We start from the raw sequence: 16,620 nt of genomic DNA on the forward strand, positions 1-16,620 counted from the left end.
GTTGATTTCCACCACTTTCATAGCAGTTATCCATTATTCAATAGTTTTCAGCACGGCTGTCACGTTATCTTTAGCCCCGTTTTCATATACTTGGGTAAATAAATCATTGATGATTTCCCGTTCGCTGAGGGTGTAATCATCCAGCACGCGGTGCAGGTCTTCTTTGCTTACAAAGGACGTAAGACCGTCCGAACAAAGAAGGATTCGATCCTTGGGCTGTACCTGGAACATGCCGCTGTCGACGACGACGTCGCGGTCTACACCGACGGCCCGTGTCAAAACATGGCGTTTCGGATGTTCCAGTGCTTCTTCTTCTGTAATTTTTCCCTTCTCCAACAGGACCTGAACAATCGTATGGTCCGTAGAAATTTGTTTTAATTCGTGGTCACGGTATAGGTAAATGCGGCTGTCCCCGACGTGACCCCAAAAGGCCATGCCCCGGGCCAGTGTGACCAGGGATACAGTCGTACCCATCCCCTGGAGGGACGGGTCGATCATCGTCTTGCTGAGTATACAGGAATTGGCGTATTGTATGGCCTTTTCCAATTGTACAGGTGCCGCATACGTATAATTCTCAAAATAATAGGCAATGGCCTTGACGGCTGTCTTGCTGGCAATTTCGCCACCGACGTAGCCGCCCATGCCGTCAGCGACGGCCAGGACATCCCTGTTAGGGCTGATATAGAAGGAGTCTTCGTTGACCTTGCGTACCAGTCCTATTCTCGATTCACCGTATGTTCCCAAAACCTCACGTCCTCTCGACGGTGCTCTACTCTGATACTCACCTAATTCATAACATATCTGATGGTACCTGTCAATCAGATGTATCGGAATTCAGGTGTTTGATGCGCAGCTGGCCACAGGCCGCCTGAATTTTGCTGCCCATTTCCCGGCGCAGCGTTACAGGGATCTTGTGAGCCTGGAGGGTATCTACGAAGGTCTGTATTTCCTTCTTTCCCGGCCGTACCAGGCCTGGTGTCAGCGTATCGTTAATGGGGATGACGTTGATCAGAATGTTTTTGCCCGCCATGAGACGGCTCAATTCTTCGGCGCAGGCACGGCTGCAATTGATATTCTTGATGAGAATATATTCAAAGGTAACGCGCCGGCCTGTTACGTCAAAGTAGTGCTGTGCTGCTTTGAGAATATCCGGCAAGGCATAGCGTTCGGCAATCGGCATGATCTGCCGGCGGATCGTATCGTTTGGCGCATGGAGAGAAACGGCCAGTGTAATGGGCATGCCCGCTGCAGCCAGGTCATACATACGCGGGACGATACCCGACGTAGACAGGGACATATTGCGGTAGCCCAGGAAGAACGTGTCTTCCCTATGGATGAGCTGCATGAAGGCGATGACGTTGTCGTAGTTGAGCAGCGGTTCGCCAGTACCCATGAGAACGATAGAGTGCAGTTCCGGATCGACGTATTTACGAAAAGCCAGAAGCTGCGCTACCATTTCGCCGACACTCAGGTTGCGGATAAAGCCATTTTTGGCAGAGGCACAGAAGGCGCAGTTGACGGCACAGCCGACTTGCGTAGAAAGACAGATGGAATTGCCGTAATCGTGGCGCATGAGCACCGTTTCAACGGTGTTATTGTCAGACAGGCGCAAGAGCAATTTGACTGTTTCGCCATCAGGTGCGTCCAGGCGCGATACGACTTCCGGAATATACAGGGAGGCTTCAGCTGCCAGGATATCCCTGTCTTTCTGTGGCAAGAGACGCATGTCCTGCCAGTCCCAAATGTTTTCCTGATAAATGTAGTGAAAAATCTGGCTGGCCCGGAAGGGTTTCATGCCCTTTTCCGTAAGCCACGTGCGTAGTTCCTTCTGGGTCATGCTCAACATGTCGATCATTCGTTGTCCCTCCTAAGGCGGGCGATAAAGAAGCCATCCAGCTGGTCTTCCTGCGGCAGAAGCTGGATGTACGGACCCGGCTTAGCCAGGCCGCAGAGGCTGCCGATGTTTTCGGCGTGAAATTCCGGATGTTTTTCCAGGAAATGGCTGACGACTTTTTCGTTTTCATCGTCGTTCATCGTACACGTACTGTATACCAGGATGCCGCCGGGACGGACGCAGGCCGACGCGCTTTCGAGAATCTGCATCTGCAGGGCCGGCAAGGTGCGCAGGTCTGCTGCTTTCTTGCGCCAGCGCAAGTCGAGCTTGCGGCGCAGGACGCCCAGGCCCGAGCAGGGTGCATCGACGAGGACGCGGTCGGCCCGGCCGGCGTAGGACTGGCCAATAGTGCAGGCATTTTGCAGAAGCGGCCGTACCTGGGGCAGGCCCAAGCGCTGAGCATTATCCTTAATGAGCTTTAATTTGTGGTCGTAAATATCACCGCCGTACACGATGCACGACGGGCCGCCCAGTTCTGCCAGATGCGTCGTCTTACCGCCCGGTGCAGCACAGACGTCGAAGATCATTTCGTGCGGCTGAGGGTCGACGGCGTGGGCGACGAGCTGGGACGGTTCATCCTGAATGATGGCCAAGCCCTGCTGCAGTTCCTTCAGGGTATGAATGCCCGGGTTGTCATCGAGGTAAATACCTTCTGGCGCATACGTTGCCGGCCGGGCAGCGAGACCGCGGTCGCGGAAGCGTTGTAACAGCTCATCCCGGCTGATACGCGTCGTATTGGCCCGCAAGCAGAGGACAGGAATGGTTTCAAAATACTGACAAATGGCTTCTGCTCCTTCTGTCCCGTAGTCGGTGAGCCATTTTTTGATGAGCCACTTGGGCTGATGGTACGTCAGGGACAGGTGCAGAGGCAGGTCTGCTTCGGCAGAAGGAATAACCAGGGAATTGCGCTGGCGGATGCTGTTGCGCAAGAGGGCGTTGACAAAACCGGCCATACCGCCGTTGCCAAAGCGCCGTGCCAGCTTAACCGCTTCGTTACAGGCTGCCGAATCGGGTACCTTGGACATGCCAAAAATCTGATACAGACCCAGACGGACAATGGCCAAGCATACGGGATCGAGCTTGTTCAGCTTACGCGTGCTCAAATTATTGATGATCCAGTCCAGATAATTGAGAGAGCGCAAGGTGCCGTATACCAGTTCCGTATAAAAACGGCGGTCCCGGTCTTCCATAGGGTGTTTTTGTATGGTGTGGGACACCACGATATTGCTGTAGCCTTCATCCTTGCAAATAGCCAGCAAGCTATGAAATGCGAGTTCACGTACGTTCATATCGTTCTCCAGTCAAAGTTTCTAAAAGGACGCGCAACGCGTGCAGGTCCACGTCCGTATTAAAGCAAGGGCCGTTGGGACGGCGGTTTAAAAGGCCCAGCACGGGCAAGGGCATAACATCCTCCATGCCGCTGATAAGGTCGCGTTCACAGGCAATGGCGACGATCGCCTTGGGTCTGAGATCGCGCACGATTTGCCGGGCCAGGGTACCGCCTGTAGCGACGGCGAAGTGGGCGCCAGCTGCCTGGCTCAGGGCCAGGATAGCACCGACGGGACAACGGCCGCACTGACGGCAATTGTGTATATCCCGCGTAATCTTGTGGGGACACTGATCCCACTGCAGGCAGTGAGGTGTCAAAATCAGGATCTTTTCCGGACGAACGCGCAAATGGCGCCGCAGAACGAGCTGATTGAGGTAGTCAATATAGGCGTGGGCCAGGCGCTTTTGCCGTTTTTTCCCCGGCACGACGTGGCGCAGGAGGAAAAAGAGGAGGCGCGCATAGGTCCGCAAAAAAGGCTGTATTCTCTGCCCTGCCCGAGCTGGCACAGGGGCCAGAAAAAAGAGGCACAGCAGGACATAGGCCCCGACGTCTGTAGCGATGAGCAAGGCAAAAAACCAGTCGGCCGGCCGTACCAGAACGGGGGCATACAAAGCCAGGCCAGGCTGGAGCAACAAATGGCACAGGCCTGCCAAAAGGGCCAGCAAGAGGGCTGCCAAGGCAGCACCGGCCAAAAAGATAGACGTACTGCTGCGGGCGTTCATAGGCGCTTAGAGGCTGTCGCCCGGCGTCATATGGCAGCCTTGCAGGAATTGTGCCGTCGCCATGCGTTTGCGGCTTTCCGGCTGTACTTCCCGGATGCACAAGGCGTCCTTACCGGTCTGGACCGTAAAGGTCTTCTTCGTCACAGCGATGATCGTACCGGGAGCTGCGTCCGTACCGGACACGACGTCGGCCGACCAGATTTTGAGGCGCTTGCCGTCGTGCATGACAAAGGCACCCGGCTGGGGATCGAGTGTACGGATGAGCCGTTCGATGACGACAGCATCCTGCTTCACGTCGATTTCCGTCATTTCCTTCGTAATCTTTTCGGTGTACGTCGCTTCTGCTTCATTCTGGGCTTCGGCGTTAGCTTCATAGGTTTCCAGGTCGTTTAAGACGGGAATGAGCGTTTCTGCGCCGATAACGGAGAGCTTATCAAAGAGAGAGCCTGTCGTTTCCTTGGCATCGAGAACGACTTCTGTCTTCTTCAGCATCTTGCCCGTATCCATGCCGGCATCGAGGAGCATGATCGTCACGCCGCTCACAGGCACGCCGTCCTTAATGGCAAACTGGATTGGTGCGGCACCGCGGTATTTCGGCAAGAGCGAGCCGTGTACGTTCAGGCAGCCATAGGCCGGAATATCGAGGACTTCCTGCGGCAGTATCTTGCCATAGGCGATGACGATGATAACGTCAGGCTTTAAGGCCCGCAGCTCGGCAACGGCTGCCGGATCGCGGAAGGTCTGGGGCTGGTAGACAGGAATTTCCAGCCGTTCAGCCAGTTCTTTTACAGGCGACGCCGATACTTTCTTGCCCCGGCCCCGCTGCTTATCTGGCTGCGTATATACACCGACGACGTGATAGCCGACGGCGTGCAGCATTTTCAGGCTGGGTACGGAAAAATCAGGCGTACCCATAAAGACGATACGTAAATTATCCATTTACTCCTCTACTTTCCGCAGGTTTGTCGCTTTTTCGATAAAGAGCGTGCCTACGAGATGATCCATTTCGTGCTGGAAAATACGGGCCAGGAATCCTTCCGGTTCGTAAATGACGATTTTGCCGTGACGATTGAGAGCCCGAACTTTAATGCGCTGGTAACGGTTGACATCACCGTAATAGCCGGGAACACTCAGGCAGCCTTCAGGACCGAATTGCATCTCTTCCGATGTTTCCAGGAGTTCCGGATTGATCAGCTCGATCAGGCCGTTGCCGTCGTCGAGGACGATAATCTGTTGGGATTTACCGATCTGCGGTGCTGCCAGACCGACGCCTTCCGCTTCGTACATGGTCTGCGCCATGTCATCGAGGAGCCGTTTTATATTTTTTGTGATCGTTTTTACAGGAGCTGCCGTTTCCTTCAAAATAGGCGCGCCAGCCTTGACGATTTTCAATATTGCCATTTTCATTCACCTCAGTCAATCTAGTTCTTTCTTCGTATAGCAGTGTATATAGCGTATTACACTAATTTTTATTATACCAGCTTTTCCCGTAAAGTCATAGTCCTTTACCCGGCGCTGTCCACGTCGAGGAGGACGCCGGGACGGCGGAATTCGGCATGTTCACGGATGAAAGCCTTAGCCTCTGTCAAATCCTTTCCCTTGACGAGCAGGACGATGCGGTACTTATTGCGCACCTTTTTGATAATGTCCACAAAGGGGCCGATAATGGCCGTATCGCTGGCAGACTCTTTTTTCCACGTCTGCAGCAGGAGTGCCAGTGTATTGCCTGTCTCCCACAGTGTCTTTTCATTTTCGTCGACAATGACAATTTTCAAAAGCTGGTGGAAGGGCGGATACAATAATTCCTGGCGATACGCGATTTCCTGTTCATAAAAGGCTTGGTAGTCCTGCTTTTGGGCGCACTGGATGACATAGTGTTCCGGTGCGTACGTCTGCATGACGACCTTGCCCGGTATGTCGCCGCGGCCGGCCCGGCCGGCAGCCTGCGTAAGCAGCTGGAAGGTCCGTTCGCCGGCCCAGTAGACGGGCAAGTTGAGGAGGCTGTCTGCCGAAAGGATGCCGACAGCACTGACGTTGGCAAAATCGTGACCCTTGGCTACCATCTGCGTACCCAGGAGAATATCGTATTCTTCACGCCGGAAAGCCTCGATAATGCGGTCACCGCTGTTCTTGCGGGCCTTCGTATCCTGGTCGAGACGGGCAATGCGGGCCTGTGGAAATTGAAGCTGGAGCTGCTCTTCTACTTTTTCCGTGCCGGTGCCAAAAAATTTGATGTACTTGCTGCCACACGACGGGCAGACGAGGGGCACGTCCTTTTCGGCGTCACAATAGTGACAACGCAGGCGGTGCTGGTTTTTATGATACACCATGGCTACGTCACAGGTATTACACTTGACGACGTAGCCGCATTTGCGGCACATAACAAAGGTAGAAAAACCGCGCCGGTTCAAGAGGATGATAGCCTGCTGTTTTTTTTGCAGCGTCTCCGTCAGGAGAGCTACCATGGCGTCGGACAAAACGTTACGGTTGCCCCTGGCCAGTTCTTCCCGCATATCGACGACGGCTACGTCCGGCAAAGGCCGGTGCAGGACGCGCTCGCGCAGCGTAATGAGGACATATTCGCCCTGCAGGGCCTTGTAGTAATCACCGACAGACGGCGTGGCACTGCCGAGAATGACGGGACAGCCGTAATAGGCCGCCCGGCGGCGGGCCACTTCCACCGTGTGGTAACGTGGTACATCGTCCTGCTTATACGAGCTGTCGTGCTCTTCGTCGACGATGATCAAACCCAGATTGTGGAAGGCCGTAAAGACAGCCGAGCGGGCACCGATGCAGATGTGGCTTTCACCGTTGGCCATGCGCAGCCAGTTGTTGCGCCGTTCGCCCTTAGAAAGCTGACTGTGCATGACGACGGCGTCGTTACCAAAACGGCGCACGAAGCAGCGCACAATCTGGCCGGTAAGGGCAATTTCCGGCACCAATACCAGCACCTGGCCGCCCCGGGCCAGCACGTCGGCTGTAAGCTTCATATAGATTTCCGTCTTGCCGCTGCCTGTGACGCCGTGCAACAGATAGGTCTTGCCGCCCTGATCGCGCTGGATCGTCTCTACGGCGGCCTGCTGTTCTTCCGTCAGCTGCCACGGTGTATCTGCTGCCAAGGCATGCGTAAAATTAACGGTACGGCTCGGTTTTTCTGTCAGGCGGGCAAAGCCGTGGGCGCAAAGGTGGCGGATCAGATCGTGACTGTAGCCTTTTTGTACCCACGTGCTTACAGGCTGGGGTTCACTCTGGGCCAAAGCCTGTAAGAGTTCGGCCTGCCGGGGACTACGTTTTAACGTCCCCTCCGTATCGGCATGGTCAAAGGAAAGCCACGTTTCCAGCTTATCGGCCACGTTGTTTTGCTGGTACAGGTAATCCCGCAGGACCTGGCGGCTGTACAGGCCGGCCAAGACATCCGGGGCAAAGTGTTTTTCCAGTGTTTTTTTCTCGACGTGGCTGTGACGGCTCACATAGTCGAGCACCAGGGCTTCGGCCCCATCCAGGGCAACGGCATCCGGCACGGCTTCGACACAAGTCCGCTGGCTGATACCCTTCTTTTCGATCATGAAAAGGCGCAAGGCATCGGCCAGGCTGCATAGATAATACTGGCTGATCCAGAGTGCCGTTTGGATCATTTCTTCGCGAAAGCCTACCTGATCGGACAGGACTGCCAAAATGGGTTTGAGTGTGAACGTGCGCGTTGCCGCTTCCGTATCCTCATGAATGGAAAGGACGATGCCTTCTTCCTTGCGGCTGCCGAAGGGAACGAGAACGCGGGAGCCGGCGCGGACCTTCATACCTGCAGGAATGCTGTAGGAAAAGGTCTGTTGCAGCGCTTTAGCTGTAATATTGATACTGATTTCAGCGAGCATGTCTGCCTCCTGCCGTCACTGCGGCAACAAAAAAGCCGCCCTGTCTTTACCGGATAAAGCGGCTGAATACATAATTACCATAGGCCAGGCCTTTTTCTGTCAAAGCATAGCCGCGGCGCGTCTGCTGTAAGAGCCCTTGTGTTACCAAGGGGGCAAGCACCGTGCCGAATTCGGCCTCTACAGTCGTACCAAACTGGTCTTTAAAGGCCTTAGCATCGATGCCGTCACGCATCCGCAAGGCGAGGAAGCAATAATCCTCCGGGCCGCGCTTGGCATCGATTTCAACACGTTCCCCTATAAGTGACGCCTGACCGGCCAGGCGGATATATTGGGGAATGTTGGCAATATGGGCCTGGCGGCAGTTGTGCCAAAAGGAGTGAGCCGTCACACCGGCACTCACATAGGGCACGTACTGCCAGTATTTCGTATTATGCCGCGACCGGTTCCCCGGCCGGGCATAGCTGGAAATTTCATAGTGTTCGAAACCGGCAACTTCCATGGCCGCGTGTACGGCCTGGCCCATAGTTTCGACGCAGTCATCAGGCGGCAGCTCCAGCGTCCCCGTCGTCACATCATGATAAAAAGGCGTGCCTTCTTCCAGGATGAGACTGTAAATGGAAGCGTGCGTAAGGGGCAGGGCCAGAAGCTCTTTTAGGTCAGCGTCGACGTCGCGCAGGTTCTGTCCCGGCAGGCCGTACATGAGGTCCGCCGAAAGGTTATCAATACCTGCGTTTTTTGCTGCCCAAATAGCTGCCTTCCCTTCATCTGCCGTGTGGATACGGCCCAGGGTCCTCAGGAGGCCCGGCTGAAAGGACTGGATGCCGATACTCAGACGGTTGATACCGAGCCCGGCCAAGCCTTTGGCATAGGCTGCCGTCAGGCTGTCCGGATTGGCTTCGAACGTGATTTCTGCCCCGCCGGTGACGGCAAAATAGTGCCGCACGGCCGTCAGGATCTCTTCTACCTGAGAGAGGCTGAGGAGCGACGGCGTTCCGCCACCGAAGTAGACCGTATCGAGCGCCGTGCCGGCACTGCCGGGATGATCCCGGTCGCTGTCAGCAATTTCCCGGCACAAGGCTTTGACGTACGGCGCGATGTAATTATCTACACCGCCGTACGAAGGAAAATCACAGTAGCGGCATTTCTGCCGGCAGAAAGGAATGTGGATGTATAATCCTGTCATTATTTATCATCTACCTGAAGAACAGCCATGAATGCTTCCTGCGGGATTTCTACACTGCCTACCTGCTTCATGCGCTTCTTTCCTTCCTTCTGTTTTTCCAGAAGTTTACGTTTACGGGAAATATCGCCACCGTAGCACTTGGCCAGGACGTCCTTGCGCAGGGCTGCTACGTTTTCACGGGCAATGATCTTATTGCCAATAGCCGCCTGGATTGGGATTTGGAAAAGCTGGCGCGGAATAAGGCTGCGCAGCTTTTCGACGAGGGCCCGGCCACGGCGGGCAGCAAATTCTTTATGAACGATGACGCTCAGGGCATCGACGACTTCGCCGTTAATGAGGATATCCATCTTCACCATAGGCGACGTCTGATAACCGTTGAGCTCGTAGTCCAGGGATGCATAACCGCGGGTCGACGATTTGAGGACATCGAAGTAATCGTAGAGGATTTCGCACAAGGGCAGGTCGTAGATCAGGGACACACGCGTTTCATCGAGATAGTCCATGGTCAGATACTGGCCGCGGCGGTTCTGGGAAATTTCCATAACCGTGCCGACCATGTCCTTAGGGATGATGATAGTCGTCTTGACGAAGGGTTCTTCAATGTGATCGACCTTGGTCATATCCGGCATGAGAGACGGGTTGTCTACTTCCACCATCGTACCGTCTGTGCAGTAGACGTGGTAAATAACGGACGGCGCCGTCGTAATGAGGCTCAGGTTGTATTCCCGTTCCAGGCGTTCCTTGACGACGTCCATGTGCAGGAGGCCTAAGAAGCCACAGCGGAAGCCAAAGCCCAGGGCCGTCGACGTTTCCGGTTCAAAGAGGAGCGCCGCATCATTGAGGTGCAGCTTTTCCAGGGCATCGCGGAGGTTATCATATTCGTTTGTTTCCACCGGATAAAGGCCGCAGTAGACCATAGGCGTAGCCTTGCGGTAGCCCGGCAAGGGAGCAGACGCAGGATTTTCGGCCAAGGTCACTGTATCACCGACACGGCAGTCGCGCACGTTTTTCATGCTCGCCGCGAAGTAACCGACACTGCCGCATTCGAGGCTGCCTGTAGGCCGCATCTGCGGAATAAAGACGCCTGTTTCCGTCACTTCAAATTCCATGCCCGTCGCCATCATGCGGATGCGGTCACCTGTTTTGAGGCTCCCTTCCATGATGCGGATGTTGGCAATGGCCCCTTTGTAGGAATCGAAATGGGAATCAAAAATGAGGGCCCGCAAGGGCTTGTCGGCTGCGTCTTCCGGTGCCGGAATGCGCTGCACGATGGCTTCGAGAACTTCTTCAATGCCGTAGCCCGTCTTGGCGCTGACTTCGATGGCGTCACTGGCGTCGAGACCTATGACGTCTTCGATTTCCTTGCGTACCCGTTCGGGGTCGGCGCTGGGCAGGTCGATTTTGTTGATGATGGGAATGATTTCCAGGTCGTGCTCGAGGGCCAAATAAACGTTGGCCAGCGTCTGGGCTTCTACGCCCTGCGTGGCATCGACGATAAGCAGTGCGCCGTCACAGGCGGCGAGGCTGCGCGATACTTCATAGTTAAAATCGACGTGCCCCGGTGTGTCGATAAGGTTGAGGATATACTGATGGCCGTCTTTGGCGTCATAAACCAGACGCGCCGACTGAGCCTTAATGGTAATACCCCGTTCCCGTTCGAGATCCATCGTGTCGAGCAGCTGGTCTTCCATTTCCCGTTTCGAAACGGTGCCGGTCTTTTCCAGCAGGCGGTCGGCCAATGTCGATTTACCATGGTCAATATGAGCGATAATGGAAAAATTACGAATATATTTAGTTGCCACGTTTACCTTACTCCTCTACAACAATCAGATGATAACACCGCCACCCAGGACGCGTTCGCCTGTTTCGCGGTCATACAATACGAGGGCCTGTCCGGCCGTTACAGCCCGCTGGGGCTTTGCAAATTCTACGCGCAGGCCGCCTTTTTCCGGGTAAACCGTGCACGGCGCTTCCGGCGCGGCATAGCGAATCTTGCCCAGTGCTTCAAAGGGTCCTTGCGGAGCCCCTTCGACCCACGATACGTCGTCGGCTTTCACTTCCGTACGGAAGAGGTCCTGTTCCCCGCCGACGATGACCCGGTTGTGCGGCACGTCGAGGGCGACGACATAATAGGGGCCGCCGGGACCGCCCAAGTGGAGGCCGCGGCGCTGGCCGATGGTATAGCAGGGAATGCCTTCATGACGGCCTACGACGTGACCTTGCAGATCGACGAAATCGCCAGGCTTAAAGGTCTGGGGCACCCGTTTTTTCAGGAAGCCCTTGTAGTCGTTATCGGGGATGAAGCAAATATCCTGGCTTTCCGGCTTATTGAAAACGGGCAGGCCGAATTTCTTGGCCAATTCCCGCGTTTCTGATTTTTCCAGAGCCGCCATGGGCAGCATGATGTGAGGCAAGAGGTCCTGCGTCAATTCATAGAGCACGTACGACTGGTCCTTGCGCCGGTCTGTGCCGCGCAGGAGCTCGTAGAGTCCTTTTTCTTCGTTGAAAACAATGCGTGCGTAATGGCCTGTAGCCAGGCTGTCAGCGCCAAACTGCTGGGCCTGCTGCCAAAGGAGGCCGAATTTGATGTGCTTATTGCAGGCAATGCAGGGATTCGGCGTCCGGCCCAGCGTATAGGACTGAACGAAGTAGTCGATGACATCCTTGCGGAAGGGCTGACGGAAATCCAGTGTATAATGGGGTATGCCGATGACCGAAGCGACGGCTTTGGCATCGTCGACGGCCGAAAGGGAACAGCACGAATGGACGTTTTCGACGGCCGGGCAGGAAGGATCTTCTTCCCACAGGCGCAGGGTAATGCCGATCACGTCGTAGCCCTGTTCTTTAAGCAGCGCTGCCGTGACGGAGCTGTCTACACCGCCACTCATGGCAACGGCAATGCGTTTAGTCATGGTTTATCTCCTTTTTGTAACGGGGTCAAGAATCTGTTGCAGCGCCTGGACGACCGTATCGATCTGGTCCGGCGTATTTTCTGTGCCAAAGGACACGCGGATGCTGCTGCGCAGCCACTTTTCGTCGACGCCCATGGCCCGCAGGACGTGCGACGGTTCGACGGCGCCGGCTTCGCAGGCCGAGCCGGCAGAAACGGCAATGCCCTGCATATCGAGGGCAATGAGGACGATGGGGCTTTCCATGCCGTCGACGCTAAAGTCGATAATATTAGGCAAGGAACCCTCTAAGGTCCCGTTCAGGCGAAAGCGGGCATCACCTTTGATGAGGCCGTCGTAAAAGCGTTGCTTCAGCTGTGCTGCTGCGGCTATGCGCTGCGGCCGTTCTGCTTCCAAAAGAGCTACGGCTTCACCGAAGCCGACAATAGCGGCGACATTTTCCGTGCCCGCCCGCAGCCGATGCTCCTGCGGCCCGCCGTAAGCCTCTGACGTAAGCTGCAGGCCATGGCGGATATATAAGGCACCGATCCCTTTCGGACCGTAAATCTTGTGGCTACATAAGGTAAGCAGATCAATGTGTTCAGCCAAGGGCTGAATGGGTACATAGCCAAAGGCCTGGACGGCATCGACGTGAAAGGCAATGCCCTTGGCCGCTGCCAGTTCGCCAATGGCCCGGATGGGCTGGATCGTACCCGTTTCGTTATTGGCATACATGCAGGAAATGAGCACCGTGTCGTCGCGAATCGCAGCGGCTACATCGTCAATCCGGACGCGGCCCGCTGCATCGACTGGCAGCACAGTCAGGCTGTAGCCCTGCCGGGCCATAGCTTCAAAGGTATGTAAGACGGCCTGGTGCTCCACAGCGGTCGTAATGAGATGGCCCCCTTGAGGGAAATTAGCCCGCAAATAGCCGCGAATGGCCAGGTTATCCCCTTCTGTACCGCCACTGGTAAAGACTATATCGGCTGCTGCCACGCCCAGGCAATGAGCTACCTGCTGGCGTGCGCGCTGGACTGCCGCCCGGGCCTCTTGCCCAAAATAGTGCAGGCTCGACGGGTTTCCAAAGGCCGTTGTCAAATAAGGCATCATGGCATCTAAGACGCGCCGGTCAATAGGCGTCGCTGCAGCATGATCCAAATAAATGCGTTCCATATATATTCAACTCCAACTTTCAATCTAAACATATTGAGTCTATTTTATATAATAGCATATATGGGACTGCATTGCCACTGTATCTACTATAGGAAGTGCCTGATTTTAAGAATTATTTCACAAGAGATCTATAAAACACCTTGAATTTATTTTTCATATGTGCTAATATATTTGAGTACGTTATTGATATGCGCCTATAGCTCAGGGGATAGAGCACCGGTCTCCGGAACCGGGTGCGAAGGTTCGAATCCTTCTAGGCGCACCACATATACGCAGTGTCACCACAGGTGATGCTGCGTATTTTTTTATACTTCCCGGCACTACTAAGACAGTATATATAATAGTATTATAAGAAAAGAGAATTTTTTGTTTTTCTGTCTTTGCCCGAGGCGGCAAAAAAGAATGCACAGTCGTCCATATTGTGATAGACTATAACTGATACGCAAGGCAGGCCGCATCGTTACGACCTGCCTCCTACGCAAGCATCTGATTGGAGGTACAGTTTTTATGTCTAATTTAGCCAATATCCGTCTCAATAGAAAAAAGCCCCTCGTCTGCGTCCCCTGCGAAGGTGAAACCGTAGGCGATATTTGTTACCGCTGCCAGCAGATCATGGAAGAACCACACGACCTGATCGAATTTAACGCCGGCAAATTCAACGGCATGCCCAATTTATCCCAGCTCTGGAATGCCCTGCTCATGATCGCTCAGGTCACGAAGGAAGAACCCTTTATCTTCACGTGCCATATAAAGGATTTGCCCGAATATTACCAGACCGAACGGGACTACCGCGACATTCTCACCTTCTGTATCCGCAGCGGCCTGGCAGACATCATCGAAATGGATGAACACACCGATCCGGACACCCTCGCCGACCTGGCCGAACAGTGCAACGACACCGGCCTCATTCCCCTCATTGCTATTCATTTCGCTACGGCCCCGACGGCAGCTGCCGTGACAGAACGGCTCACGTCCCTGAGTGATCTGGAAACTCTGAACTTCCGCATCACCTTCCCGGCAGCTACGGCAGACGATATCCGCACGGTCCAAGAAGGCGTACGCGATTTTCTCAGCGATAACTACGAATACAAGGTCGTCATCAATCCGACCGGTCCTGTAGCCAAAGCAGAACTGCTAGCAGGTAACACCTTCGACTCGCCGATTCTCTACACGGAAATTCACGGCGGTACAGACGACCTGCCGTCGAGCCAGGAAATAACAGCAATCCTAAAAGAAAAAGGCATGGCCGTCAAAAAAGACTAAGGACAAAGAAAAGCACGTTCATCCCGGAAAATACTTCCACGATGAGCGTGCTTTTGTGTTTCCTGTTACCCGTGCAGTTCACGATCCAGTTCCTGTAACCGTTCGATCCGCTTTTCTGTAGGCGGGTGAGTGCTGAAGAGGTTCATGAGGCCGGAGCTGATTCCTGCAAAGGGATTGATGATGCACATGTGCGCGTTGGTTTTCGTCGCGCCCGGTAAGACGCGGTAATGGGCGTAGTTGTCAATTTTGGCAAGAGCCCGGGCCAGTGCCAGGGGATCATCGATCATGCGGCCCCCTTCTTCATCGGCCATGTATTCCCGCGTACGGCTGACACCCATCTGGATAATCGTCGCCGCCAAAGGAGCTACGATGATCGTCACCAACAGGCCGACGATACCGCCGTTGTCGTCATCATCGCCGCGGCCAAAGATAGCCGACCACTGGGCAATATTGGCAATCCAGGCAATGACGCTGGCAAAGGTCGCTACGATGGTGCTGATGAGAATATCCCGGTGCAACACATGGGACATTTCATGTGCTAAGACACCGCGGATTTCATCTTCGTCGAGCATATCCAGGATCCCTTCTGTCGCACAAACGGCTGCATGGGACGGACTGCGGCCTGTAGCAAAGGCGTTAGGCACTTCCGTCGGCATGATATAGACCCGCGGCATAGGCAGGTCAGCCCGTTTGGCCAAATCGGCTACGATATGATAGAGCCTGTGTTCAGGTCCTACAGGCTGGCAATGGTAGGCCCGCAAGACCATGGAGTCACTGAACCAGTACGAGAAGAAGTTCATGCCAATTGCTAAAATAAGCATCATGGTCATGCCACGCGTACCGCCAAAGGCCCGGCCGATAAGCATCATCAAGACTGCCAACAAGGTCATCAAGAAAACGGTTTTTAAACGATTCATACAACCTCTCCTCTATTCCAAAAACATAATCAAAAGTCAAAAGGTAAAATATTGACTATCTACATTATAGCAAAACCTGGCATAATGTCAACTGATAGGACGACAACCTATGCTTTTAAGACATGATTATTATAGCGCCGCAAGGTAACGGTGTAGTATCCATCTGCATCTTTCCGGCCATTAAAGCTGGTAACGATAGTCACGTCGTTCTGGACCCATGTGATTTCGTCATCACTCTGGCTATAGGGGAAATCTTCCATATTGGAGTAAATCGTCGCAGCCAGGCGGTCGTACATTTTGCGGGCTATTTTGCGGTCGTTGCTCTTGAAATAGTTTTCAAAGGCAATGGTCTTTCCCTGAGGCGTACCGTTGGCCGTCGTGATGGACAGGCCTTCGATGATCGTCGCCTTCCCGTCCGTCGTCGTCCGTTCGGCCTTTTCCGACGTGCCATCGCTGGCGTAGAATGTCCAGTCCGGCAAGACAGCAAAGTTGCGGGCAAAATCGGCTTTCGGCATGGCCAGGTAGACCGTATTATAGGCTGTCAAGGGATGCTCGCTGACTTCATCAACAGACATATTGTAATCAAAGGCTCCGGCTGCAGCCGGCACTAAAGACAAGGCCAGCACAGCCGCAGCTGCATAATGTTTCCATTGCATATAAAGGAACCTCCTTACAGAATGATGGCCTGGAGGATGACATAAAACAGGCCGTAGATAAAGCGTCCCAGCGGTACGAGGATGTAACTGAATACAGGCGTAGCCATGAGGACGATGAGGATTAAAAAGGTATACCGTTCCAGCTGGGCCAGCTTGTACGACCATTCGTAAGGCAAAAAGACCGTAAGCAAATGGGAGCCGTCCAAGGGTGGCAGCGGGATGAGGTTGAAAATACCAAAGTTAATGTTGTAGAGAACGATGAGATTGAGGACCAGAATAAGTCCCTGCGTACCTACATTCAGGCGGTACAGGACCAGCTCCAGCGCCAAGGCCGCAAAGGCGAGGATAAAGTTGGCCAGCGGGCCAGCCAGGGAAACGCAAATTTCACCGGTACGCCAGTTGCGGAAATTCGAGCTGTTGATCATGACCGGTTTAGCCCAGCCAAAGCGGGCGATGAGGAGCATGATCAGACCGAGCGGGTCAATATGAGCTACCGGATTCAGGGTCAGCCGGCCCATCATCCGCGGCGTGTTATCCCCCATCTTATCGGCAATGAGGGCGTGAGCATATTCGTGAATGACCAGGGCCATGAGGAGACCGGGAATACCGGCTACCATTTCAAGCAGGTTAAAACCAAACATATCATACCTCCTATGTATAGGCACTGCAATTTCTTTGAGTTTTTGGCATGTGTAAATAAAGTGCCTATTCTTATCATAACA

15 protein-coding genes and 1 tRNA gene are annotated in these 16,620 nt (G+C 54.2%); 2 read left to right on the forward strand and 14 right to left on the reverse strand.

Annotated features, from left to right (window positions below):
* Positions 1 to 33: 33 nt before the first annotated feature.
* From H8J70_RS04755 to H8J70_RS04805, 11 genes are all read right to left on the reverse strand, one after another.
* Positions 34 to 744: a Stp1/IreP family PP2C-type Ser/Thr phosphatase gene (locus H8J70_RS04755; protein ID WP_186502718.1), complete on the reverse strand. Its 711-nt coding sequence runs from the start codon at positions 742 to 744 to the stop codon at positions 34 to 36.
* A gap of 70 nt (positions 745 to 814) precedes the next feature.
* Complete coding sequence (gene rlmN, locus H8J70_RS04760) at positions 815 to 1,855, reverse strand: dual-specificity RNA methyltransferase RlmN (protein ID WP_186502719.1); 1,041 nt, start codon at positions 1,853 to 1,855, stop codon at positions 815 to 817.
* The gene (gene rsmB / locus H8J70_RS04765; protein ID WP_186502720.1) at positions 1,852 to 3,183 is read right to left on the reverse strand and encodes a 16S rRNA (cytosine(967)-C(5))-methyltransferase RsmB; all 1,332 of its coding nucleotides are present in this window, start codon (positions 3,181 to 3,183) and stop codon (positions 1,852 to 1,854) included. Before rsmB ends, rlmN begins: the two co-directional genes overlap by 4 nt.
* Positions 3,170 to 3,946, reverse strand: a complete 777-nt coding sequence (locus tag H8J70_RS04770; protein ID WP_186502721.1) for a DUF116 domain-containing protein — start codon at positions 3,944 to 3,946, stop codon at positions 3,170 to 3,172. The genes rsmB and H8J70_RS04770 overlap by 14 nt, the downstream gene beginning before the upstream one ends.
* Before the next feature lie 6 nt (positions 3,947 to 3,952).
* Positions 3,953 to 4,885, reverse strand: coding sequence for a methionyl-tRNA formyltransferase (gene fmt, locus H8J70_RS04775; RefSeq protein ID WP_186502722.1), 933 nt, complete (start codon positions 4,883 to 4,885; stop codon positions 3,953 to 3,955).
* Positions 4,886 to 5,347: a peptide deformylase gene (gene def, locus H8J70_RS04780; protein ID WP_186502723.1), complete on the reverse strand. Its 462-nt coding sequence runs from the start codon at positions 5,345 to 5,347 to the stop codon at positions 4,886 to 4,888.
* Positions 5,348 to 5,451: 104 nt separating this feature from the next.
* Positions 5,452 to 7,818, reverse strand: coding sequence for a primosomal protein N' (gene priA, locus H8J70_RS04785; RefSeq protein ID WP_186502724.1), 2,367 nt, complete (start codon positions 7,816 to 7,818; stop codon positions 5,452 to 5,454).
* 46 nt (positions 7,819 to 7,864) lie between these two features.
* The gene (gene hemW / locus H8J70_RS04790; protein WP_186502725.1) at positions 7,865 to 9,001 is read right to left on the reverse strand and encodes a radical SAM family heme chaperone HemW; all 1,137 of its coding nucleotides are present in this window, start codon (positions 8,999 to 9,001) and stop codon (positions 7,865 to 7,867) included.
* Positions 9,001 to 10,803: a translation elongation factor 4 gene (gene lepA, locus H8J70_RS04795; protein ID WP_186502726.1), complete on the reverse strand. Its 1,803-nt coding sequence runs from the start codon at positions 10,801 to 10,803 to the stop codon at positions 9,001 to 9,003. The genes hemW and lepA overlap by 1 nt, the downstream gene beginning before the upstream one ends.
* Positions 10,804 to 10,827: 24 nt before the next feature.
* Entirely contained in the window at positions 10,828 to 11,913 is a 1,086-nt protein-coding gene (gene mnmA / locus H8J70_RS04800) for a tRNA 2-thiouridine(34) synthase MnmA (RefSeq protein ID WP_186502727.1), read from the reverse strand.
* A 3-nt stretch (positions 11,914 to 11,916) separates the two neighbouring features.
* Positions 11,917 to 13,062 (reverse strand): cysteine desulfurase family protein, encoded by a 1,146-nt coding sequence (locus H8J70_RS04805; RefSeq protein WP_186502728.1) that lies wholly within the window; start codon positions 13,060 to 13,062, stop codon positions 11,917 to 11,919.
* A 190-nt stretch (positions 13,063 to 13,252) separates the two neighbouring features.
* Here H8J70_RS04805 and H8J70_RS04810 point away from each other — a divergent pair.
* Positions 13,253 to 13,327, forward strand: a tRNA-Arg gene (locus tag H8J70_RS04810).
* Positions 13,328 to 13,569: 242 nt separating this feature from the next.
* A complete protein-coding gene (locus H8J70_RS04815; RefSeq protein WP_186502729.1) occupies positions 13,570 to 14,325 on the forward strand; it encodes a type I 3-dehydroquinate dehydratase in 756 nt (251 codons plus the stop codon).
* A 65-nt stretch (positions 14,326 to 14,390) separates the two neighbouring features.
* On the opposite strand, the gene htpX is transcribed toward H8J70_RS04815, so the two are convergent.
* The 3 genes from htpX to H8J70_RS04830 all read right to left on the reverse strand — a co-directional run bounded on the left by htpX (position 14,391) and on the right by H8J70_RS04830 (position 16,539).
* A complete protein-coding gene (gene htpX, locus H8J70_RS04820; RefSeq protein WP_186502730.1) occupies positions 14,391 to 15,242 on the reverse strand; it encodes a zinc metalloprotease HtpX in 852 nt (283 codons plus the stop codon).
* Between the two features lie 107 nt (positions 15,243 to 15,349).
* Entirely contained in the window at positions 15,350 to 15,898 is a 549-nt protein-coding gene (locus H8J70_RS04825; RefSeq protein WP_186502731.1) for a hypothetical protein, read from the reverse strand.
* 14 nt (positions 15,899 to 15,912) lie between these two features.
* Positions 15,913 to 16,539: a site-2 protease family protein gene (locus tag H8J70_RS04830; RefSeq protein ID WP_186502732.1), complete on the reverse strand. Its 627-nt coding sequence runs from the start codon at positions 16,537 to 16,539 to the stop codon at positions 15,913 to 15,915.
* Positions 16,540 to 16,620 lie beyond the last annotated feature (81 nt).

Origin of the sequence: Megasphaera hominis (assembly GCF_014269395.1) — a bacterium.
In the GTDB taxonomy this organism is placed as follows: Bacteria; Bacillota; Negativicutes; order Veillonellales; family Megasphaeraceae; genus Megasphaera; species Megasphaera hominis.

Excerpts from the sequence above, each read along its gene's own strand:
- rlmN (WP_186502719.1), bottom strand. The coding sequence starts at position 1,855 with ATGATCGACATGTTGAGCATGACCCAGAAGGAACTACGCACGTGGCTT.
- rsmB (WP_186502720.1), bottom strand. The coding sequence starts at position 3,183 with ATGAACGTACGTGAACTCGCATTTCATAGCTTGCTGGCTATTTGCAAG.
- H8J70_RS04770 (WP_186502721.1), bottom strand. The coding sequence starts at position 3,946 with ATGAACGCCCGCAGCAGTACGTCTATCTTTTTGGCCGGTGCTGCCTTG.
- fmt (WP_186502722.1), bottom strand. The coding sequence starts at position 4,885 with ATGGATAATTTACGTATCGTCTTTATGGGTACGCCTGATTTTTCCGTA.
- def (WP_186502723.1), bottom strand. The coding sequence starts at position 5,347 with ATGGCAATATTGAAAATCGTCAAGGCTGGCGCGCCTATTTTGAAGGAA.
- priA (WP_186502724.1), bottom strand. The coding sequence starts at position 7,818 with ATGCTCGCTGAAATCAGTATCAATATTACAGCTAAAGCGCTGCAACAG.
- hemW (WP_186502725.1), bottom strand. The coding sequence starts at position 9,001 with ATGACAGGATTATACATCCACATTCCTTTCTGCCGGCAGAAATGCCGC.
- mnmA (WP_186502727.1), bottom strand. The coding sequence starts at position 11,913 with ATGACTAAACGCATTGCCGTTGCCATGAGTGGCGGTGTAGACAGCTCC.
- H8J70_RS04805 (WP_186502728.1), bottom strand. The coding sequence starts at position 13,062 with ATGGAACGCATTTATTTGGATCATGCTGCAGCGACGCCTATTGACCGG.
- H8J70_RS04815 (WP_186502729.1), top strand. The coding sequence starts at position 13,570 with ATGTCTAATTTAGCCAATATCCGTCTCAATAGAAAAAAGCCCCTCGTC.
- htpX (WP_186502730.1), bottom strand. The coding sequence starts at position 15,242 with ATGAATCGTTTAAAAACCGTTTTCTTGATGACCTTGTTGGCAGTCTTG.
- H8J70_RS04825 (WP_186502731.1), bottom strand. The coding sequence starts at position 15,898 with ATGCAATGGAAACATTATGCAGCTGCGGCTGTGCTGGCCTTGTCTTTA.
- H8J70_RS04830 (WP_186502732.1), bottom strand. The coding sequence starts at position 16,539 with ATGTTTGGTTTTAACCTGCTTGAAATGGTAGCCGGTATTCCCGGTCTC.